Raw genomic sequence first — 18,536 nt, forward strand, 5'->3', positions numbered from 1 at the left:
CCCGATGGTAGTGAAAGAGGGGTCCTACACGTCGGGGTGATCGTGCTTGCGCACCGGCCCGGGGCCCGGGTCCGCCGCACTGGCGTGGCGGGGTTCCGCGTCGAGGCCCGGCTCGTGCGGGGTGAACTGCGGGTCCGAGTCCGCATCCGAGACCGGCTCCACGAAGGGGTTGTCGTCGGCGCCGGCCTGCACGACGTCGTCAAGCACGGCGTGGATGTAGGGAGCGGCGACGTCGTTGCCGTACTGGCTGGCCAACTCCACGCCCTCGACGACGGCGACGGGGCCGTCGACCTCGGGGTTGAACAGGATCTCCCACACGCCGACGCGCAGGATGGCACGGTCGACGGCGGGCAACCGGTTCAGTTCCCAGGTCTCGGCGAGGTAGCGCTCGATGGTCTCGTCAATGATGTCGAGCTGTTCTGCGGCGCCGTTGATGATCTGCCGGGTGTAGTCGGCGACGGGGGCCACGGAATTATCGGGGTCGCGGGAGAGTACGACCCGGTCCTCGACGACGGCGACGGGATCGATGTCGCGTGCCTCCGCCTCGAACAGGATGTCAACGGCGCGGCGGCGCGCACGGTAACGGGCGCCGTGACGGCGCCAGTTGGTCTCCTCAGGTGTGTCGGTCACGTGTGCTGGGTCCTAGTTGGTGACGCGGGAGAGGTACTCGCCGGTGCGGGTGTCCACCTTGACCACGTTGCCGGTCTCCAGGAACAGCGGAACCTGGATCTCAGCGCCGGTCTCGACGGTGGCGGGCTTGGAACCACCGGTGGAGCGGTCGCCCTGCAGGCCCGGCTCGGTGTGGGTGATCTCCAGGTCGACGGAGACGGGCAGCTCTCCGAAGAGGGCCTCGCCCTCGTGGAAGGAGACCTGGATGTGCATGTTCTCCTTGAGGAAGCGGGCGGCGTCGCCGAACTTGTCCTCGGAGAGTTCGTACTGCTCGTAGGTCTTCTCGTCCATGACGACGTAGGAGGTGCCGTCGTTGTACAGGTAGGTCATGTCACGGCGGTCGACGGTGGCGGTCTCCACCTTCACGCCGGCGTTCCAGGTCTTGTCCACGAGCTTGCCGCTGAGGACGTCCTTGAGCTTGGTGCGGACGAAGGCGGGGCCCTTGCCCGGCTTGACATGCTGGAACTCGACGATCTGCTGCAGCTTGCCATCAACCTTGAGCACAAGGCCGTTCTTGAAATCGGCGGTAGAAGCCACGAAGTCTCTCCCTCGTTGTGGGTGGTCCTGGATATTAGACCTAACCAGACTACACCACGCGCAGTTCCTTACCGGCAGGCGTGATGATGCGGGCCGGGCCCTGCGTGATCAGCACCGTGTCCTCGATCCGGACCCCGCCCCGTCCCGGCACGTAGATGCCCGGTTCGATGGTCAGCGACATGTGCTCCTCCAGGGTTCCCTCCGCAATCTGGGAGGCCGCGGGACGCTCGTGGAGCTCCAGTCCGACACCGTGGCCGGTGGAGTGGACGAAGAACTCCCCGTAACCGGCCTCCTCGATGACGGAGCGGGCGGCGGCGTCGACGTCGACGAGGTGCCGGCCCGGGGTGGCGGCCTCGATGCCGGCGAGCTGGGCACGCAGGACAATGTCGTATATCTCCCGGGTGAAGTCATCGGCCTCACCCATGGCGACGGTCCGGGTCATGTCCGAGTTGAAGCCGCGGGCGTGCGCGCCGAAGTCGATGAGGACGATGTCCCCGCGGTGGATGATACGGTCGCCGGCAGTGTGGTGCGGCTTCGCGGAATTGGGTCCGGAGGCGACGATGGTGTCGAAGCTGGGGCGCTCCGCCCCCAGGCGGCGCATGCGGTACTCGAGGTCGGCCGCGATCTCACGCTCGCTGCGGCCGACCGCCAGTTCCCCGGCGGCGAGCAGTTCCTCGAAGGCCGTGGAAGCCAGTTCCGCGACCTCCGCCAGGCGGATGCGCTCAGTGTTGTCCTTGGTCAGGCGCAGATCTTCGATGGCGCCGCTGACGGGCACGAGGGTGACGTCCTCGTTGCAGGCCTCCTGCAGGCGTTCGAGCTGGGCGACGGTGACGTGGTCGGCCTCGAAGCCCACGCGGCGCGGTCCCTCGATGCGGCGCAGCAGGGCGAGTGCCGACTGCCGTTCGATGACCACCGGGATGTCCGGGACCTCTTCGGTGATCTGGGTGCTGTAGCGGCCGTCGGTGGCGACCTCGGCGGTGAGGTCCTTCGACAGGACGAGCGCGCCCTGGGAGCCGGAGAACCCGGAGAGGTAACGGACGTGGATGAGGTTGGTCACCAGCATCTCATCGATGCGCATGCCCGCCAACCGCGCCGAAAGTGCGCGTCGTCGGGTGAGGAATCGGGTGTCCGCGTATGCCATGTGGCCCTCCAGCCTGCTCGTTGTGTGATTCCCCACAACCCTAGCGGTTCGCGAGCGCCTCCAGTGCCAGGACGTACCCCCGCACACCGAGCCCGGCGATGACGCCCACCGCAATGGCGGAGAGGTAGGAGTGCTGGCGGAAGTCCTCACGGGCGTGGACGTTGGAGATGTGCACCTCGATGAAACCGGCGCCGTCGGCGACCTCCGCCAGCGCATCGCGCAGGGCCACGGAGGTGTGGGTGAATCCGCCGGGGTTGATGATCACGGGCCAGCCCTCGTCGGCCGCCTCGTGCACCCAGTCGATGAGTTCCCCCTCGTGGTTGGACTGGCGGCACTCCACCTCGACGCCGAGCTGTGCTGCCCGCTCGCCGATGAGCTTCTCGACGTCCGCGAGTGTCGCCGCGCCGTAGACCTCCGGCTGGCGCTTACCCAACCGGTTGAGGTTGGGGCCGTTGAGGACCAGCACCTTCATCTACTTCTCCCCCGAGATGGCCTCGTAGGCGGCGCGCAGCTCATCGGTCGAGGGGCCCTCCAGGCGGGTGGTCTCCCCCACCCCGGTCAACGCCACGAAACGGATGTTGCCGTCGCGGTTCTTCTTGTCGCGGGTCATGGCCGCGTACAGCTCCTCGAAATGGCCGGCCGGGTAGGTGGTGCTCAGTCCGACGGACTCGAGGATCCGGCGGTGTCGCTCCACCAGCCCGGCGTCGATGAGACCACGGTTGGCTGCCAGGTGGGCGATGAACATCATGCCCACGCCGACGGCGTGGCCGTGGCGCCAGCGGTAGTTCTCCCGCAGCTCCACGGCGTGGCCGAAGGTGTGGCCGTAGTTGAGGATCTCCCGCAGCCCGGACTCCTTGAGGTCCTGGCCGACGACATCGGCCTTGACGGTCACGGAACGGGCGATGAGCTCGGGCAGGTGGCCGTCGCCACGCAGGCAGGCCGCCGGGTCCTCCTCGTAGCGCTCGAGGATGACCGGGTCGGCGATGAAACCGGTCTTGATGATCTCCGCGGAACCCGCGACGATCTCCGCCTCCGGGAGGGTTTCCAGACGGTCGAGGTCGATGAAGACGGCCGTCGGCTCATGGAATGCACCGACGAGGTTCTTCCCGGCGGCGGTGTTGATGCCGGTCTTGCCGCCTACGGCAGCATCCACCATGGCCAGCAGCGTGGTGGGCACCTGGATGACTTTGATGCCGCGCATCCAGGCCGCGGCGACGAAACCGGCGAGGTCGGTGACAGCACCGCCACCCAGGCCGACGATCGCGTCGCGGCGGCCGAAGGTCTCCGCACCCAGGCGGTCCCACAGTGCTCCGGCAACATCGAGGGTCTTGCCCTCCTCCGCGTCAGGCACCGGGGCGAGGACGACCTCCAGACCGCGGGCGGCCAGCGCCGCACCGAGCTTCTCGGCCGGGGCCACCAGCGTCGGCTGATGGATGACCATCACCTTGGCGGCACCGGTGGCGGCGGCGCAGTCGGCGACTGCGGCATCGAGGTCGTGGTCGATGGTGACCTGGTACGGGGCGGGTCCGTTGACCGGAATCGTCGTCACGGGAGGGTTCCTTTGCGCGGTTGACTAGAGGGTGTCCAGGAAGCCGAGGATGCCGGCCACGGACTGCTGGGGGGTGCGACCGTCGGTGCGCACCCGGAAGCTGGCCACCTCATGGTAGAGCGGGGCGCGCTGCTCCATGAGGTTGCGGTAGTGGGCGGCCGGGTCCTCGGCGGCGAGGACAGGCCGGGTGGATTCCCCGGCGGTGCGGCGCACACCCTCCTCGACGGAGACGTCGATCCACACGACGGTGTGCTGGGTGAGCAGCTGGCGGGTCGAGTCGGTGAGCACCGCTCCCCCGCCGAGACTGACCACGCCACCGCTGGTGAGGGCCGTTGCGACGTGGCGGGCCTCGACCTCCCGGAAGGTGGGCTCACCGAGCTCGCTGAACACCTCGCCGCAGGATTTTCCGTAGGTCTCCTCGATGAGCTGGTCGGAATCGACCAACGGGAGGGACAGTGCGCGGGCCAGGCGGCGGCCGATGGTGGATTTGCCGGCCCCGGGCGGGCCGACGAGGACGACCTTCGGCCGGGTGTGGCAGACCTCCGGGCTGGTCATCTACGCCTCCCCAGAATCCTGGAACCGCAGTCGCTGGGCGACATACTCGTTGTAGGCGTCGATGTTGCGGCGGGTCTCCGCGACGGAGTCACCACCGAACTTCTTCAGCGCCGCACGCGCCAGGACAAGTGCCACCATCGCCTCGGCGACGACGCCGGCGGCCGGGACGGCGCAGACATCGGAACGCTGGTGGATGCCGGTGGCGGCGGAACCGTCGGCCATGTCGACGGTCTTCAGTGCGCGCGGCACGGTGGAGATCGGCTTCATCGCGGCACGGACACGCAGGGTCTGACCGTTGGTCATGCCGCCCTCGACGCCGCCGGCGCGGTTGCTCAGGCGGTCGACGCCGTCCTCGGAGCGGACCATCTCGTCGTGGGCTTCGCTGCCGCGGCGGCGGGCCTCCTCGAAGCCGTCACCGACCTCGACACCCTTGATGGCCTGGATGCCCATGAGGGCGCCGGCGAGCTGGGCGTCGAGACGCTCCTCGCCGGAGACGTGCGAACCCAGCCCGATGGGCAGGCCCTCGACGACGACCTCGACGACACCGCCGAGGGTGTCACCGGCCTTCTTGGCGGCCTCAATCTCGGCGATCATGGCGGCCTCGGCGTCCTTGTCGAAGGCGCGCACCGGGGACTCGTCCACGGCCGGCAGGTCCGCGAAGGTCGGCTCGGGGCCAGTGTAGGGCTCGGAACGGCCGATGGAGACGACGTGGGAGAGCACCTCGACACCGAGGGTCTCCCGCAGGAAACTGCGGGCGACGGTGGCGGCGGCGACACGGGCAGCGGTCTCGCGTGCGGAGGAACGCTCCAGGATCGGGCGTGCCTCGTCGACGTCGTATTTGATCATCCCGGAGAAATCGGCGTGGCCCGGGCGTGGGCGGGTGAGCTTGGCGCCGCGGCCGGAACTCATCGCGGCGGCGACCTCCTCATCGCCCATGTCGACCGGATCGGCGGACATGATGGTGGTCCACTTCGGCCACTCGGTGTTGCCGATCATGATGGCGACCGGGCTGCCGAGGGTCTTCCCGTGCCGGATGCCGGTGAGCAGGGTGAGCTCATCGGCCTCGAACTTCATCCGGGCGCCGCGGCCGTAGCCGAGTCGGCGGCGGGCGAGCTGCTCAGAGATTTCTTCCCGGGTCACGGAGACACCGGCGGGCATGTTTTCGAGCAGGGCAATCAGCGCCTGACCGTGGGATTCCCCTGCTGTGGTCCATCGAAGCATGCGGTCATTGTCTCATGAGGCGCCGCCCAAGTGCGATAAGGCTCCCTGCCAGGTGTCGTGGAAAACCACAATGAACGTCCCCACCAGCATGGATGGCCCGTGCGGCACCGCTTTCCCCCGCCTGACCACCGACCGCACCACCGTCACCGCGCTCGCTGCCACCACCGCCGCCAGCACCCCGGTGACCCCGCCCGCGGCGGCGGCGAGCACCCCGAGGCTCAGCGCCAGTTTCACGTCCCCGCCCCCGATGCCCCGGCCGAGAAGATAGGCCCCGGCCCAGGCCAGGCCGCCGAGGATGAGCACCGGCTCGGTGAGCAGGGCACCGGTCACCGCCCCGAGGGCGGCGGGCAGGGTGAGGTGGTCCGGGAGGCGGCGCTGCGTCTCGTCGACAAGCACGAGCCGGACCGCCCACCAGACGGTGATGATGGCTGCTCCCCCGAGCAGCAGGATCCCCCACACACCGGGGCAGACTACCCCAGCGAGGCCTCCAGCGCGCGGCGCATGGCCTCCCGCGGGGCCGGTCGGCCGGTGAACTGCTCGAACTGGCCGTAGGCCTGATGGGCGAGCATGACGTGGCCCCCGACGGTGAGGTAGCCGTTGGCGGCCGCGGCGACGGTCAGGGGGGTCGGCCAGGGCTCGTAGATGACGTCGAGGATCGGCGCGTGCGCCAGGGCCTGTTCGTGGCCGAGGACGGCCGCGGACGGCACCGTCGAGACGATGACCTCGGCAGCCCGGGAGGCGGCCAGCAGGTCGGAGTCGAAGCCCGCGAAGCGGAACTCGACCCCGAAAGGCTCGAGCAGGGGGGCCAGCTCGGCGCTGCGGTCGGAGCGGTTGATCACGGTGATGTCGGTGACCCCGGCCTGCCCCAGCGCCCACAGGGCGGGACGGGCGGTGCCACCGCCGCCGATGACCAGGGCGCGGCGGGCCGCGGCGAGCTGGTCGCCGAGCAGCTCGCCCAGGGCGCCGGTGATGCCGTCGCAGTCGGTGTTGTCGGCCCGCCAGCCGGCGTCCGTGCGCACGAGGGTGTTGGCGGAACCGATCTGCCGGGCCCGGTCGGTGACCTCACCGGCGAATTCGAGGGCGGCGAATTTGGCGGGCATGGTCACCGAGAAACCGGCGAACTCCGCCCCAGCCCCGTCGACGACCCCGGGCAGCTGTTCGGCGGTGCACTCGATGCGGGAGTACTCCCAGTCGTCCATGCCGAGTGCCTCATAACCGGAGTTGTGCAGGATGGGTGAGCGGGAGTGGTCGATCGGGGAGCCGAGCACCGCCGCGCGGTGCCGGATGTCGGGGATCTCCAGGGGATGGCTCATCTGTTGGTGTCCAGCACTCCGGCGTCGAGGGACTGCTGCACGTCGGCGAGATGCTCCTCGAAGGTGTCGTTGAAGACGGTGGTGCCGTCCCTGTCGATGGTGACGAAGAACAGCCAGTCACCCTCGGCCGGGTTCTCCATCGCCTCGATCGCCTCGATGGAGGCCGCCGCGATGGGGGTCTCCGGCAGGCCATCCGAGGCGTAGGTGTTCCATGGGGTGACCTGGGCGCGGTCTTCGTCGGTGGTGGCGATCTCGACGTCGGGGAGGCCGTAGTTGACGGTGGAGTCGAACTCCAGGCGCATCGGCTCCTCCAGGCGGTTGAGGATCACGCGTGCGACCTTGTCGAAGTCCCCGGCCGGGGCCTCGCGCTCCACCAGGGAGGCGGCGGTGAGCAGCTCATAGGGGCTGAGTCCCAGGGCGTCGGCACGGTCGACGATGCCGGTGTCGGCGTACTGCTGGGCGGAGCGGGTCACCAGGTCGGTGATGATGCCGGTGGCGTCTAGCTCGGGGTTGACCACGTAGCGGCCGGGCGCGATGAGTCCCTCCAGTCGCTTGGGGTCCTCTCCCCGGTTGATGACGGCCTCCTGCGCCCACTCGGGCACGCCGAGGGCCGCGGGGTCGGCGGTGGCGCCGACCCGCTGCAGCTCCTCAGAGCTGATGCAGTTCGATGAACCCTCCGTGCAGGTGACCTGCGAGATCTGGGAGTAGACGCCGGGACGGTTACTGCCGCCGACGACCTGGACGTCCATGAGGGTGGAACCGCCGTGGATGTCGAGGAGCTCCACCCGGTTGGCCGGATCGAGCAGGGCCTGCACCGCGGAGGCGGCGCTCATCTCACCCTGGAGGCGGTAGAAACCGGGCTGGATGCTGGCGGCCTCGGGGTTGTTGGCTGCGGCGGTCTGGAAGGCGGAGTCGGTCCTGACGATGCCGCGCTCCTCCAGTTCGGGGCCCAGCTGGGAAACCGAGGAGCCCTCGGGGACCTCGACGAGCTGGTAGACGCTGTTGCCGCTGCCCTGGAAATCACGTTCGTTCACGGTGGGTGCCTGCCCGGAGATCTGGACGCCGATGTAGACGACTGCGCCGATGATGAGGATCAGCGAGGCAGCGAAGACGGCGAGTCCCCGCTGACGCCGCTTCACATACTTCGGTTCCATATTCCGGCCGTTTCTCGTCCGGGTCTGTGTGCTCATGGATGCAGCTCCTGGTTGTAGGCGGCCCGGGCGTCGAGCCAGGACTGGAGGATCTCCACTGCGGCGGCCTGGTCGATGACCTTCCGGCCGGCCTTCTCGGAGACCCCGGAGGCGCGCAGCGCGGTGGTCGCGGCCACAGTGGTCAGCCGCTCATCGCCCATGCGCACCGGGATGGTCTTCCCCGCCCCGGTCAACCGCCGGTTGAGGCGGAAGGCGATCTCCTTCGCGTGCTTGACGCTGACGGAGCCGTGCCCTTTCAGGTCCCGCGGCAGGCCGACGACGATCTCGACGGCGTCGTATTCCTCGATGATCTCCAGCAGGCGGTCGATGTCGCCCTTGTCGCGGTCCCGCAGACCGGTCTCCCGCGCGACGGTCTCCACGGGGGTGGCGAGTGTCGCGTTCCGGTCGGAGACGGCCACGCCGATGCGCACCGTCCCCACGTCGAGGCCGATGCGTCTGCCCGTTCCCGGGTCATCGGCTCCTGGAGTATCCGGGGTCACCTTCATCGTCGTCGGTTCCCTTTCGTCACGTAGGTCGATGTACACGGTAGCGGGGAGGCACGCCGGTCGATGACATGTCCCCCGGCGTGTCTCCGCCCCGGCTCAGCGGCCGGCCAGCTCCTCGCGCAGGGCGTGGAAGCCGGCGTCGAGCCCTGCGGGCTTGGAACCGGAGCCCTGGGCCATGTCGGGCTTGCCACCGCCGCGGCCGTCGACGTAGCCGGAGAGCAGTTTGACCAGCTCGCCGGACTTCACCCCCAACTCAACGGCCTCCTTCGTGGCGCCGACGATGAAGGGCAGCTTCTCCCCCTCGGCGGAGGCGAGCACCACCACGCCGGGCCTGCCGGCCAGACGGCCGCGCAGGTCGGTGGCGACGGTGCGGAGGTCTCCACCGGTCACACCGTCGGGCAGACGGTGGGTGAGCACGGTGAATTTGCCCACCTCCGTGGCCTGTTCGACCAGGGCGCCGGTCTGGGCCGCCAGCTGCTGACGGTGCAGGTTGGCGATCTCCTTCTCGGCGGCGCGCAGCTTCTCGGTGAGCTGGGCGACGCGGTCCGGCAGTTCCTCGGTCGGGGCCTTGAGGGAGGCGGCCAGGCCGGTGGCCAGGGCGGTCTCCTTCGACAGGTATTTGAAGGAGTCCATACCGGAGTAGGCCTCGATGCGCCGCGCTCCGGAACCGACGGAGGACTCACCCAGGACGGCGACGGGGCCGATCTGGGCGGAGGAGTCGACGTGGGTGCCGCCGCACAGCTCGATGGAGAAGGGTCCGCCGATCTCGACGACGCGGACGTCATCGCCGTAGTTCTCGCCGAACAGGGCCATCGCACCCATCTTCTTCGCCTCCTCCAGGGAGGTCTCGATGGTGTTGACCGCCAGGTTGGAGTCCACGGCCTGGTTGGTGATCAGGGCGATCTCCTCCAGCTGCGCCGGGCTGAGCTGCTCGGTGTAGTTGAAGTCGAACCGCAGGTAGCCGGGACGGTTGAGGGAACCGGCCTGCACGGCGGTGGGGCCGAGCACCTGCCGCAGCGCGGCGTGGATGAGGTGGGTGGCGGTGTGGGCCTGGGTGGCACCGTGGCGCCAGTCGGCGTCGACCTCGGCGCGGACGGACTGCCCCAGGTCGAGGCCGCCGGAGACGACGGTCGCCTTGTGCACCCACAGGCGCTTGCCGATCTTCTGCACGTCCGTGACGTCCAGGACCGTGCCGTCGGTGACGAGGCGACCGCGGTCGCCGAGCTGCCCGCCGGATTCTGCGTACATCGGGGAGACGTCGAGGATGACCTCGACCTCATCGCCCGCGGCGGCATGTGTGACGGAGACACCGTCGGCGACCAGGCCGAGGATCTTCGCGTCGGCGGTCAGCCCGGAGAAACCGACGAACTCGGTCGGGTTGTTGTCCACCCACTCGCGGTAGACGGACTCATCGGCGTGGCCGTGCTTCTTGGCCAGGTTGTCGGCCTTGGCACGTGCCCGCTGCTCGCTCATGGCGGCCTCGAAGCCGGCGACGTCGACCTCGAGTCCGGCCTCGGCGGCCATCTCGAGGGTCAGGTCGATCGGGAAGCCGTAGGTGTCGTGGAGGGTGAAGGCCTCCTCGCCGGAGAAGACCTTCGCCCCGGTCCCGCGGGTCTTGGTGGCGGCCTCGTCGAAACGGTGGGTGCCGGACTCCAGGGTCTTGAGGAAGGCGCGCTCCTCCGCGACGGCGACGCGGGTGATGCGTTCGCGGTTGTCGGCGATCTCCGGGTAGGAGGGGGTCATGGTGTCCATGATCACGGTCATGAACTGCTCGAGGGTCTCACCGGTGGCGCCCAGCAGACGGGCGGAACGCACGATGCGGCGCAGCAGACGGCGCAGGATGTAGCCGCGGCCCTCGTTGGCGGGGGTCACGCCGTCGAGAATGAGCATCATGCCGGTGCGCGAGTGGTCGGCGATGACGCGGAAACGCACGTCAGCGGTGTCGTCGGTGCCGTACTCCGCGCCGGTGATCTCCTGGGCGGCGTCAATGACCGGGCGCAGGAGGTCGGTCTCGTAGACGTTGTCCACGCCCTGGAGGAGGGCGGCGACACGCTCCACACCCATGCCGGTGTCGATGTTCTTCTTCGGCAGGTCGCCGAGGATCTCGAAGGAGTCCGGGCCGGTGCTCTGCCCGCGCTCCTTCTCCATGAAGACCAGGTTCCAGATCTCCAGGTAGCGGGTGTCGTCCACGGCGGGGCCACCCTCCTGGCCGTGCTCGGGACCGCGGTCGTAGTAGATCTCCGAGCAGGGGCCGCAGGGGCCGGGCACGCCCATGTGCCAGTAGTTGTCGGCCATGCCCAGTCGCTGGATGCGCTCGGCGGGCAGACCGATCTTCTTCTCCCAGATCTCGGCGGCCTCATCATCATCGAGGTAGACGGTGGCCCACAGCCGCTCCGGGTCGAGGCCGTAGCCGCCGTCCTCGACCGGGCTGGTCAGCAGCTCCCAGGCATGGGTGATGGCCCCTTCCTTGAAGTACTGGCCGAAGGAGAAGTTGCCGGCCATCTGGAAGAAGGTGTTGTGGCGGGTGGTGATGCCCACCTCGTCGATGTCGAGGGTGCGCACGCACTTCTGGATGGAGGTGGCGGTGCCGTTGGGGTACGGCGGGTTCTGCTGGCCGAGGAAGTAGGGCTTGAACGGCACCATGCCGGCGTTGACGAAGAGCAGGTCCGGGTCCTCGAGGATGAGGGAAGCACTCGGCACGGCGGTGTGGCCGGCCTTGACGAAGTGCTGGGTGAAACGCTCCCGGATCTCATGGGTCTGCACGGCAGTGGTCCTCGCTTCTGACAGATTGTTGTCTGGGTCGGCTCACCACTCTACTCCCACGGGCGGGAGACTACTGCTTCCCCCGTACAATCCGGCGCAGCCGGCCGATGTAGTCCCGGATCCGTTTCTCCGCACCGTGGTCGGTGGGTTCGTAGTAGACGGCGTCGCCGAGCTGCCCGGGCAGGTACTGCTGGCTGACCACCCCGCGCGGGTCATCGTGCGGGTAGACATAACCCACCGCGTTGCCGAGCTTCTTCGCTCCTTCATAATGGCCGTCGCGCAGGTGGGCGGGCACATGGCCGATCTTCCCCTCGCGCACGTCCTGCTGGGCGCGGTTGATCGCCTCGTAGACGGCATTCGACTTCGGCGCGGTGGCCAGGTGCACCGTCGCCTGCGCCAGGGTCAGCCGCGCCTCGGGCATTCCGATCAGCGCGACAGCCTGCGCGGCGGCCACCGCCGACTGCAGGGCCGAGGGGTCGGCCATGCCGATGTCCTCGCTGGCGTGGATGACCAGCCGACGGGCGATGAACCGCGGGTCCTCCCCCGCCTCGATCATCCGCGCGAGGTAGTGCAGGGCGGCGTCGACATCCGAGCCACGGATCGACTTGATGAAGGCGCTGACCACGTCGTAGTGCTGGTCGCCGTCGCGGTCATAGCGCACGACAGCCCGGTTGACGTTCTCGCGGATCACCGCCACGCTTATCGACGCCCCGTCCGCCACCGCCTCGGCGGCCGCCTCCAGGTAGGTCAACGCGCGGCGCGCATCGCCCCCCGCGAGCAGCACCAGCTGGTCGAGGGCCTCCTCATCGGCGGTGACGCGCCCACCCAGGCCACGCTCATCGACCAGGGCGCGGGTGATGACCTCGCGGACGGCGGCGTCGTCAAGCGGCTGAAGCTGGAGCAGCAGCGAGCGGGAGAGCAGTGGCGCAACCACGGAGAAGGAGGGGTTCTCCGTCGTTGCCGCGACGAGCAGCACCGTACGGTTCTCCACCGCGGCGAGCAGCGCATCCTGCTGCGTCTTGGAGAACCGGTGCACCTCATCGATGAACAGGACGGTGCGCTGCCCCTGGATGAGGTCCCGGCGGGCACGGTCGATGACCTCCCGGACCTGCTTGACCCCGGAGTCGAGGGCGGAGAGCCCGACGAAGTGCTGGTTTGTCGCCGTGGAGATCAGCGAGGCAATCGTCGTCTTGCCGGTACCCGGCGGACCATAGAGGATGACCGAGGCCTCCCCCGAACCCTCCACCAGCCGGCGTAACGGCCGGCCGGGGCCGAGCAGGTGCTCCTGACCGGCGATCTCATCGAGCGTGCGCGGCCGCATGCGTGCCGCCAGTGGGGCATGGTCGCCGGCCCGGAAGAAATCGGACCCGTGCGGGCGTTCGGGCTCCGGCGCCCCGAACAACGAGTCCTGGGTCACCGGCCTGAGCCGGGCTCCGCCACCCGGTCCGCGATGCCCTGGCTGAAGGCCGCGATGACCCCGAAGGAGGGGTCGGTACCGCGGGCGGCGTAACGGGCCAGCGCCTCGAAGGTCTCGAAGAGATCCCGGCGCACCACAACCTCCTCCGCGGTGAAAGGCCCGTGGGAGGCCGGCCGCAGCAGATCGCTGACTCCCTCGACGAGGTTCGGGTCAAGCTGTTCCTCCCCCTCGTGGAGCATCCCGATCGCCGCAGACACGGAACCGAAGTGTAGCAGCGCCACACTCGACAACGCCCAGCCCAGCAACGCCGCCATGATCCGCGAATGCAGGTGGGCCTCGTTGTTCACGTTCGGCCACAGCGAGTTGACCTCGTGGACCCACGCCTCGACGAAGACGTCCGCCTCGTCATCCGAGATGGGGTGACTGAACAGGAACTGGGGGAAACCGGCGATGACGCACGCCAGGTCGAAACTGACGTCACGGAAACCCGCCCACTCGTAGTCGAGGAAGTGGGTCTCCTCGGCGACGATGATGTTGTCCGGCGAGAGATCGAAGGGGGTGAAGGCCCGGTGGTGGGCCCCCAGCAGCCGGTTGCGCCCCTCGGCGGCGAACTCGCTGACCAGCTCCGGGAGCTCGATGTCGGCCTGGCGCAGCAGCTCCTCACCCACCTGGATGGACTGGATCAGCGCCGTGTCACGCAGTTCCTGGATCTCGGCGGAGCCCGGGTGCTGGCGCAGCATGCGGGAGAGCAGGGTGTTGAAGTCCTGCTCCCGCTGCGCCGTACCGGCGTGCATGCGGCCCAGGGAGGTGCCCAGGTTGCGCAGGATCGCCACCCGTCGCTCCGGGTCCTCCAGCTGCAGGAGATCCGCGAAGGTGTCGCCGTCACCGGAGTCGCTGAGCACCATGATGCGCTTTTTCACGTCATGGGCCAGCAGTACCGGGCCCGGGCGGACCTCCTCGCTGAGGGAGGTGGTGAACTGGTAGGAGACGATCTCCCGGACCAGCGCCGCATCATCGATGGGGTCGCCGGCCTCGGGGACGTATTTGAGGATGACGGAACGCTGCTGCAGGAACGGCGATGTCGCCACACGGGCGCGGAGTACCACCGCAGTGCCGGAGCCGCTGAGCTGGGTTACCTCGCTGAGCTCCTGCGCTCCTCCGAAACGCTTCGAGAGGAGATCCTCAGCGGTGTCGACGATGTCGGCGTGCTTGAGCTTGGTCATGATGTGTTCCGTCAGACCGGGGATTATTCGGTCTTCTCGCCCTTCTTCTCGTTCTTCTTCTCCGGCTTGGCGTCGATGCCCGCCTCCTTGCGCTGTTGCGCCGTGATCGGCGCCGGGGCCTCGGTCAGCGGGTCCACGCCGCCACCGGACTTCGGGAAGGCGATGACGTCGCGGATCGAGTCGAAACCGCCCAGCAGGGACACGATGCGGTCCCAGCCGAAGGCGATGCCACCGTGCGGCGGGGCGCCGTAGGCGAAGGCGTCGAGCAGGAAGCCGAACTTGTCCTGCGCCTCCTCCCCGGAGATGCCCATGACCTTGAAGACCCGCTCCTGCACGTCACGCTGGTGGATACGGATGGAACCGCCACCGATCTCGTTGCCGTTGCAGACGATGTCGTAGGCGTAGGCGTTGGCCTCACCCGGGTTCTCGTCGAAGGTGTCGAGGAACTCCGGTTTCGGGGAGGTGAAGGCGTGGTGGACGGCGGTCCAGGCGGAGCTGCCCAGAGCCACGTCACCGGAGGCGGTCGCATCGGCGGCCGGTTCGAACAGCGGGGCGTCGACAACCCAGGTGAAGGCCCAGTCGCCCTCCTTGATCAGGCCCAGCTTCTCGGCGATCTCACCGCGGGCCGCACCCAGCAGGGCGCGGGAGGACTTGGTTTCACCTGCGGCGAAGAAGATGCAGTCGCCCGGCTCCGCGCCGACGTGGGCGGCGATGCCGGCACGCTCTGCGTCGGTGATGTTCTTGGCCACCGGGCCACCGAGCTCCCCGTCCTCACCGACGAGGATGTAGGCCAGGCCCTTCGCACCGCGCTGCTTGGCCCACTCCTGCCAGGCGTCGAGCTGACGGCGCGGCTGGGAGGCCCCGCCCTTCATGACCACGGCGCCCACGTATTCATTCTTGAACACCCGGAAGGTGGTGTCGGCGAAGAAGTCGGTGCACTCGGTGATCTCGATGTCGAAACGCAGGTCCGGCTTGTCGGAACCGAAACGGCGCATGGCCTCGGCGTAGGTGATGCGCGGGATCGGGGTGGTGATCTCGTAGCCGATCAGCTTCCACAGCTCGGCCAGGACCTCCTCGGCCAGGGCGATGACGTCATCCTGGTCGACGAAACTCATCTCGATATCCAGCTGCGTGAACTCCGGCTGACGGTCCGCGCGGAAATCCTCGTCGCGGTAGCAGCGGGCGATCTGGTAGTAGCGCTCCATGCCGGCGACCATGAGCAGCTGCTTGAACAGCTGCGGGGACTGCGGCAGGGCGTAGAAGGAGCCCGGCTTCAGGCGTGCCGGAACCAGGAAGTCACGAGCACCCTCCGGGGTGGAACGCGTCAGCGTCGGGGTCTCGATCTCGGTGAAATCGTGGTTGTCCAGTACCCGGCGGGCGGCCTGGTTCGCGCGGGAACGCAGACGCAGGGCCTCGGCCTGGCGGTCGCGGCGCAGGTCCAGGTAGCGGTACTTCAGGCGGGTCTCCTCACCGACCTCGCCACCACCCTGGGCGGAGTCGCCGATCTGGAACGGCAGCGCCGCGGAGGTGTTGAGGACGTTGAGCTCGGTGACGTTGAGCTCGATGTCACCGGAGGACAGGTTCGGGTTCTCCGAACCCTCCGGACGCGGCTCCACCACACCGGTGACCTGCAGCACGAACTCGCTGCGCAGGTCATGGGCGCGCTCGGCGACGTCGGATTCACGGAAGACGACCTGGGCCAGACCGGAGCGGTCGCGCAGGTCGATGAAGATCACGCCGCCGTGGTCACGGCGCCGTGAGACCCATCCGGTGAGGGTGACGGTCTGTCCGGCGTGTTCTTTACGCAGTTCGCCTGCAAGATGAGTGCGGAGCACGTGCTGGTGGTCCTTCCGTGTGGGGTGGGGGTGGGTTCTCGGCACGACAAACCCGTGACGAGGCAACACGGGTATTCTACCTGGTCCTGCCACCATGCTTATCGACGCCCCTCCAACCCCCGGATGATCACCTCCACCTCCGCCTCCACGTCCACAGGCGCCCCGGCCATCCAGTTCCATGGCGGCACGATGCCATCAACCGCCGGCCACGCCGGCCGGACGAGCCCCTCGGCTGCCTTGCGCATCCCTTCCTCGCGCAGATGCGCGGTGACGACGGCTGCGGACACCAGGTTGATACCCAGGGCCGACTGCTCCTTCGTCCTCCCCAGTGCCACGAGAGCGTCCAGATACTGGACCTTCTTCTCCCTGAAGCTGGGCAGGATGGCGTCCAGCTCATAGATGAGATGGACGAAACCGGGATACCGCCCGAACAACCGGTCACACTCCCCGACCCAGCAACGGAGCACCTCCTGCCACGTGCCACCACGTGGTGCGCCGAACCGTCCCGCGATGACCGCCACCGCGGCTTCCACAATCATCCCCCGGGAGGGGAACAGCCGGTAGATCGCGGGCGGCCGTACTCCCAGCTCCTCCGCGATTCCGGAGAGGGTGAAGCGGTCGACCCCCAGCCGCAGCGCCGCGGTCACCACATCGTCCGAGGTGAACCGCGGGCGCCGTCCGACTCCCGCCGCGGTGGATTTCTGATGCATACGTACGACGCTAGGCCGCAGGCCCCCGGGAGACCATGACTGGCACACGGGGTACCCAATAAAAGTGAGTGCCCAAAGATCACGCTTGTAGGCGCTCCCTCTGCTACTGGACCTGAGGCGCATCCCCGGTGATCTCGCACACCCAGATGGACGACGAATCACTGTAGATGTAGTGGCCGGGGGCCCCGCTCTGGTCGGTGCAGGGATGCCCACCCGGATCACCATCAGTGATGGTGTGGGCCTCAGTCACGAGGGGGACGCTTCCGGACGCCTGGCAGACCCAGGCAGAGTTGGCGTCGTTCCACGCATAGTGGCCGGGAGCCCCACCCTGGTCAGTGCAGGGATGCCCACCCGGATCGTCATCCCGTGGTGTGGGTGTCGTCTGGGCTGCCCCGCCGGTGTTCCCGGCGTTGCCCCCTCCCGTGCCGGCAGCCTCTCCGTCGCCGGTGTCCCCGCCACCACCTTCGGCGGGCGCAGTGGGTGATGCAGTGGTCACGGCGGTGGAGGTGGCACCGGTTTCATCAGGGCCCGTTTCCACAACGCACCCCGCCGCGAGAATGGGGACAGCGGCTGCCGCTGCAAAAGTGAGAAGTCGTCTGAGCATGTCTGCTACCTTTCTTAAACTTCCAGGATGGACGAGATATGTTTCGACGTACTGAGATCAGGGTCACATCTGACACCAGGTTATTTCTCCCCCAATAGGATTTCCACATGCACCCGATAAGTTAATGCCCCTTCCCCACTCCCGGGGGTGAGGAGGACACCTGAAAACCCTGCTTCGCGCACCCCTGAATGTGGCATGATCAGAACATGACGTTCCGTGAAGACGCTGATATCAGCGGCCGCCGGAAAGCAACCACCGGCGGTCGAGGCGGCAGGATCGCGGCAGGTGGCGGCATCGGTTCCCTGCTGCTCATCGGGTTATTCCTCCTCATGGGCGGAAACCCAGGCGACATCGGCCAAATGATCGGTGGTGGCGGACAGGCCCAACTACCGGGCGGGCAGACCAGCGAGCTGGACCACTGCAACACGCCCGAGGACGGCAACATCCACGCAGACTGTCGCGTCGACTACACCGCCGGCGCCGTCGACCAGATGTGGGAGACCATGCTTCCCGAACAGGCGGGCATCGAGTACGTCGCGCCGGGCCGGGTCGTATTCCAGGGCGCCACCCAGTCGGGCTGCGGTCAAGCCTCCGCTGCGACCGGCCCCTTCTACTGCCCCGCTGACCAGTCGGCCTACTTCGACGTCTCCTTCTTCGACCAGCTTGATCGGCTGGGCGGCACCAACTCCCCCCTGGCACAGATGTACATCGTCGCCCACGAATTCGGCCACCACATCCAGCAGCTCGAAGGAACGCTGTCCCTGTCGAACTACAACGACCCCGGTGCCGACTCCAATGCCGTGAAGATCGAGCTCCAGGCCGACTGCTACGCCGGCATCTGGGTCTCCCACGCCGACAAGGGCGAGGGTGCCTGGCTCGAGCCGGTCACCCGCGAACAGGTTGCCTCCGCCATCGACACCGCCCGCGCGGTCGGCGACGACAACATCCAGCAGCGTTCCGGAGGCCAGGTCCGCCCCGACATGTGGACCCACGGTTCTTCCGAGCAGCGCCAGAACGCCTTCATCACCGGATACAACGAAGGCACGATGGCGGCCTGTGACACCCTGGAGCGCGGCGTCTACCGCAGTTAATTTTTCCCTGAGCTGATGTCTGACAGCCAGCTGCATCACCCTGGCGGCGGCAGCCGCTCCCCCACCCTGACCCCCTCACTGAAGGGGATCAGGGTGGTTTTTATATCTGCAGTTGATCAGGAGGGTGGCTGGTCCTCGGGTGGGGCCCGGCCTGGATCGGTGTCGGTCTGTGCCATGGCCTCCTCCAGCCGGGCATGGGCCTCGGCCCGCTG

The 18,536-nt window shown here is 68.1% G+C and carries 18 protein-coding genes; 1 reads left to right on the forward strand and 17 read right to left on the reverse strand.

From position 1 onward, the window contains the following. Positions 1-24: 24 nt before the first annotated feature. The 17 genes from nusB to NYP18_RS07990 all read right to left on the reverse strand — a co-directional run bounded on the left by nusB (position 25) and on the right by NYP18_RS07990 (position 16,879). A complete protein-coding gene (gene nusB / locus NYP18_RS07910; RefSeq protein ID WP_259427629.1) occupies positions 25-630 on the reverse strand; it encodes a transcription antitermination factor NusB in 606 nt (201 codons plus the stop codon). Positions 631-642: 12 nt separating this feature from the next. Beyond that, on the reverse strand, positions 643-1,206 hold the full coding sequence (efp, locus tag NYP18_RS07915) for an elongation factor P (RefSeq protein WP_259427630.1): 564 nt from the start codon (positions 1,204-1,206) through the stop codon (positions 643-645). Between the two features lie 49 nt (positions 1,207-1,255). After that, positions 1,256-2,347 (reverse strand): aminopeptidase P family protein, encoded by a 1,092-nt coding sequence (locus tag NYP18_RS07920; protein WP_259427631.1) that lies wholly within the window; start codon positions 2,345-2,347, stop codon positions 1,256-1,258. A gap of 40 nt (positions 2,348-2,387) precedes the next feature. Beyond that, the gene (aroQ, locus tag NYP18_RS07925; RefSeq protein ID WP_259427632.1) at positions 2,388-2,819 is read right to left on the reverse strand and encodes a type II 3-dehydroquinate dehydratase; all 432 of its coding nucleotides are present in this window, start codon (positions 2,817-2,819) and stop codon (positions 2,388-2,390) included. Beyond that, positions 2,820-3,896, reverse strand: coding sequence for a 3-dehydroquinate synthase (gene aroB / locus NYP18_RS07930; protein WP_259427633.1), 1,077 nt, complete (start codon positions 3,894-3,896; stop codon positions 2,820-2,822). Between the two features lie 24 nt (positions 3,897-3,920). Beyond that, on the reverse strand, positions 3,921-4,451 hold the full coding sequence (locus NYP18_RS07935) for a shikimate kinase (RefSeq protein WP_259427634.1): 531 nt from the start codon (positions 4,449-4,451) through the stop codon (positions 3,921-3,923). Then, positions 4,452-5,672: a chorismate synthase gene (gene aroC, locus NYP18_RS07940; protein WP_259427635.1), complete on the reverse strand. Its 1,221-nt coding sequence runs from the start codon at positions 5,670-5,672 to the stop codon at positions 4,452-4,454. 12 nt (positions 5,673-5,684) lie between these two features. Further along, entirely contained in the window at positions 5,685-6,131 is a 447-nt protein-coding gene (locus tag NYP18_RS07945) for a prepilin peptidase (protein ID WP_259427636.1), read from the reverse strand. Between the two features lie 11 nt (positions 6,132-6,142). After that, positions 6,143-6,985 carry a shikimate dehydrogenase gene (locus NYP18_RS07950; protein WP_259427637.1) on the reverse strand — a complete coding sequence of 281 codons (843 nt, stop codon included), beginning with the start codon at positions 6,983-6,985 and terminating at the stop codon, positions 6,143-6,145. Beyond that, the gene (gene mltG / locus NYP18_RS07955; RefSeq protein WP_259427638.1) at positions 6,982-8,175 is read right to left on the reverse strand and encodes an endolytic transglycosylase MltG; all 1,194 of its coding nucleotides are present in this window, start codon (positions 8,173-8,175) and stop codon (positions 6,982-6,984) included. Before mltG ends, NYP18_RS07950 begins: the two co-directional genes overlap by 4 nt. Further along, positions 8,172-8,681 (reverse strand): Holliday junction resolvase RuvX, encoded by a 510-nt coding sequence (gene ruvX / locus NYP18_RS07960; RefSeq protein ID WP_259427639.1) that lies wholly within the window; start codon positions 8,679-8,681, stop codon positions 8,172-8,174. Before ruvX ends, mltG begins: the two co-directional genes overlap by 4 nt. A 96-nt stretch (positions 8,682-8,777) precedes the next feature. Further along, positions 8,778-11,444: an alanine--tRNA ligase gene (gene alaS / locus NYP18_RS07965; protein WP_259427640.1), complete on the reverse strand. Its 2,667-nt coding sequence runs from the start codon at positions 11,442-11,444 to the stop codon at positions 8,778-8,780. Positions 11,445-11,514: 70 nt separating this feature from the next. Further along, positions 11,515-12,861, reverse strand: a complete 1,347-nt coding sequence (locus NYP18_RS07970; RefSeq protein WP_439648069.1) for a replication-associated recombination protein A — start codon at positions 12,859-12,861, stop codon at positions 11,515-11,517. Further along, a complete protein-coding gene (locus NYP18_RS07975; RefSeq protein WP_259427641.1) occupies positions 12,858-14,084 on the reverse strand; it encodes a phosphotransferase in 1,227 nt (408 codons plus the stop codon). The genes NYP18_RS07970 and NYP18_RS07975 overlap by 4 nt, the downstream gene beginning before the upstream one ends. Positions 14,085-14,107: 23 nt before the next feature. Continuing rightward, on the reverse strand, positions 14,108-15,919 hold the full coding sequence (gene aspS, locus NYP18_RS07980; RefSeq protein WP_259427642.1) for an aspartate--tRNA ligase: 1,812 nt from the start codon (positions 15,917-15,919) through the stop codon (positions 14,108-14,110). Between the two features lie 98 nt (positions 15,920-16,017). After that, the gene (locus NYP18_RS07985; protein WP_259427644.1) at positions 16,018-16,629 is read right to left on the reverse strand and encodes a TetR/AcrR family transcriptional regulator; all 612 of its coding nucleotides are present in this window, start codon (positions 16,627-16,629) and stop codon (positions 16,018-16,020) included. Positions 16,630-16,732: 103 nt separating this feature from the next. After that, complete coding sequence (locus tag NYP18_RS07990; RefSeq protein WP_259427645.1) at positions 16,733-16,879, reverse strand: hypothetical protein; 147 nt, start codon at positions 16,877-16,879, stop codon at positions 16,733-16,735. Between the two features lie 560 nt (positions 16,880-17,439). On the opposite strand from NYP18_RS07990, the gene ypfJ reads away from it, so the two are divergent. Continuing rightward, positions 17,440-18,324: a KPN_02809 family neutral zinc metallopeptidase gene (ypfJ, locus tag NYP18_RS07995; RefSeq protein WP_259427646.1), complete on the forward strand. Its 885-nt coding sequence runs from the start codon at positions 17,440-17,442 to the stop codon at positions 18,322-18,324. The last annotated feature ends 212 nt before the right edge of the window (positions 18,325-18,536 follow it).

The sequence above is a fragment of the Corynebacterium lemuris genome, from assembly GCF_024919295.1.
GTDB classification, from domain to species: domain Bacteria; phylum Actinomycetota; class Actinomycetes; order Mycobacteriales; family Mycobacteriaceae; genus Corynebacterium; species Corynebacterium lemuris.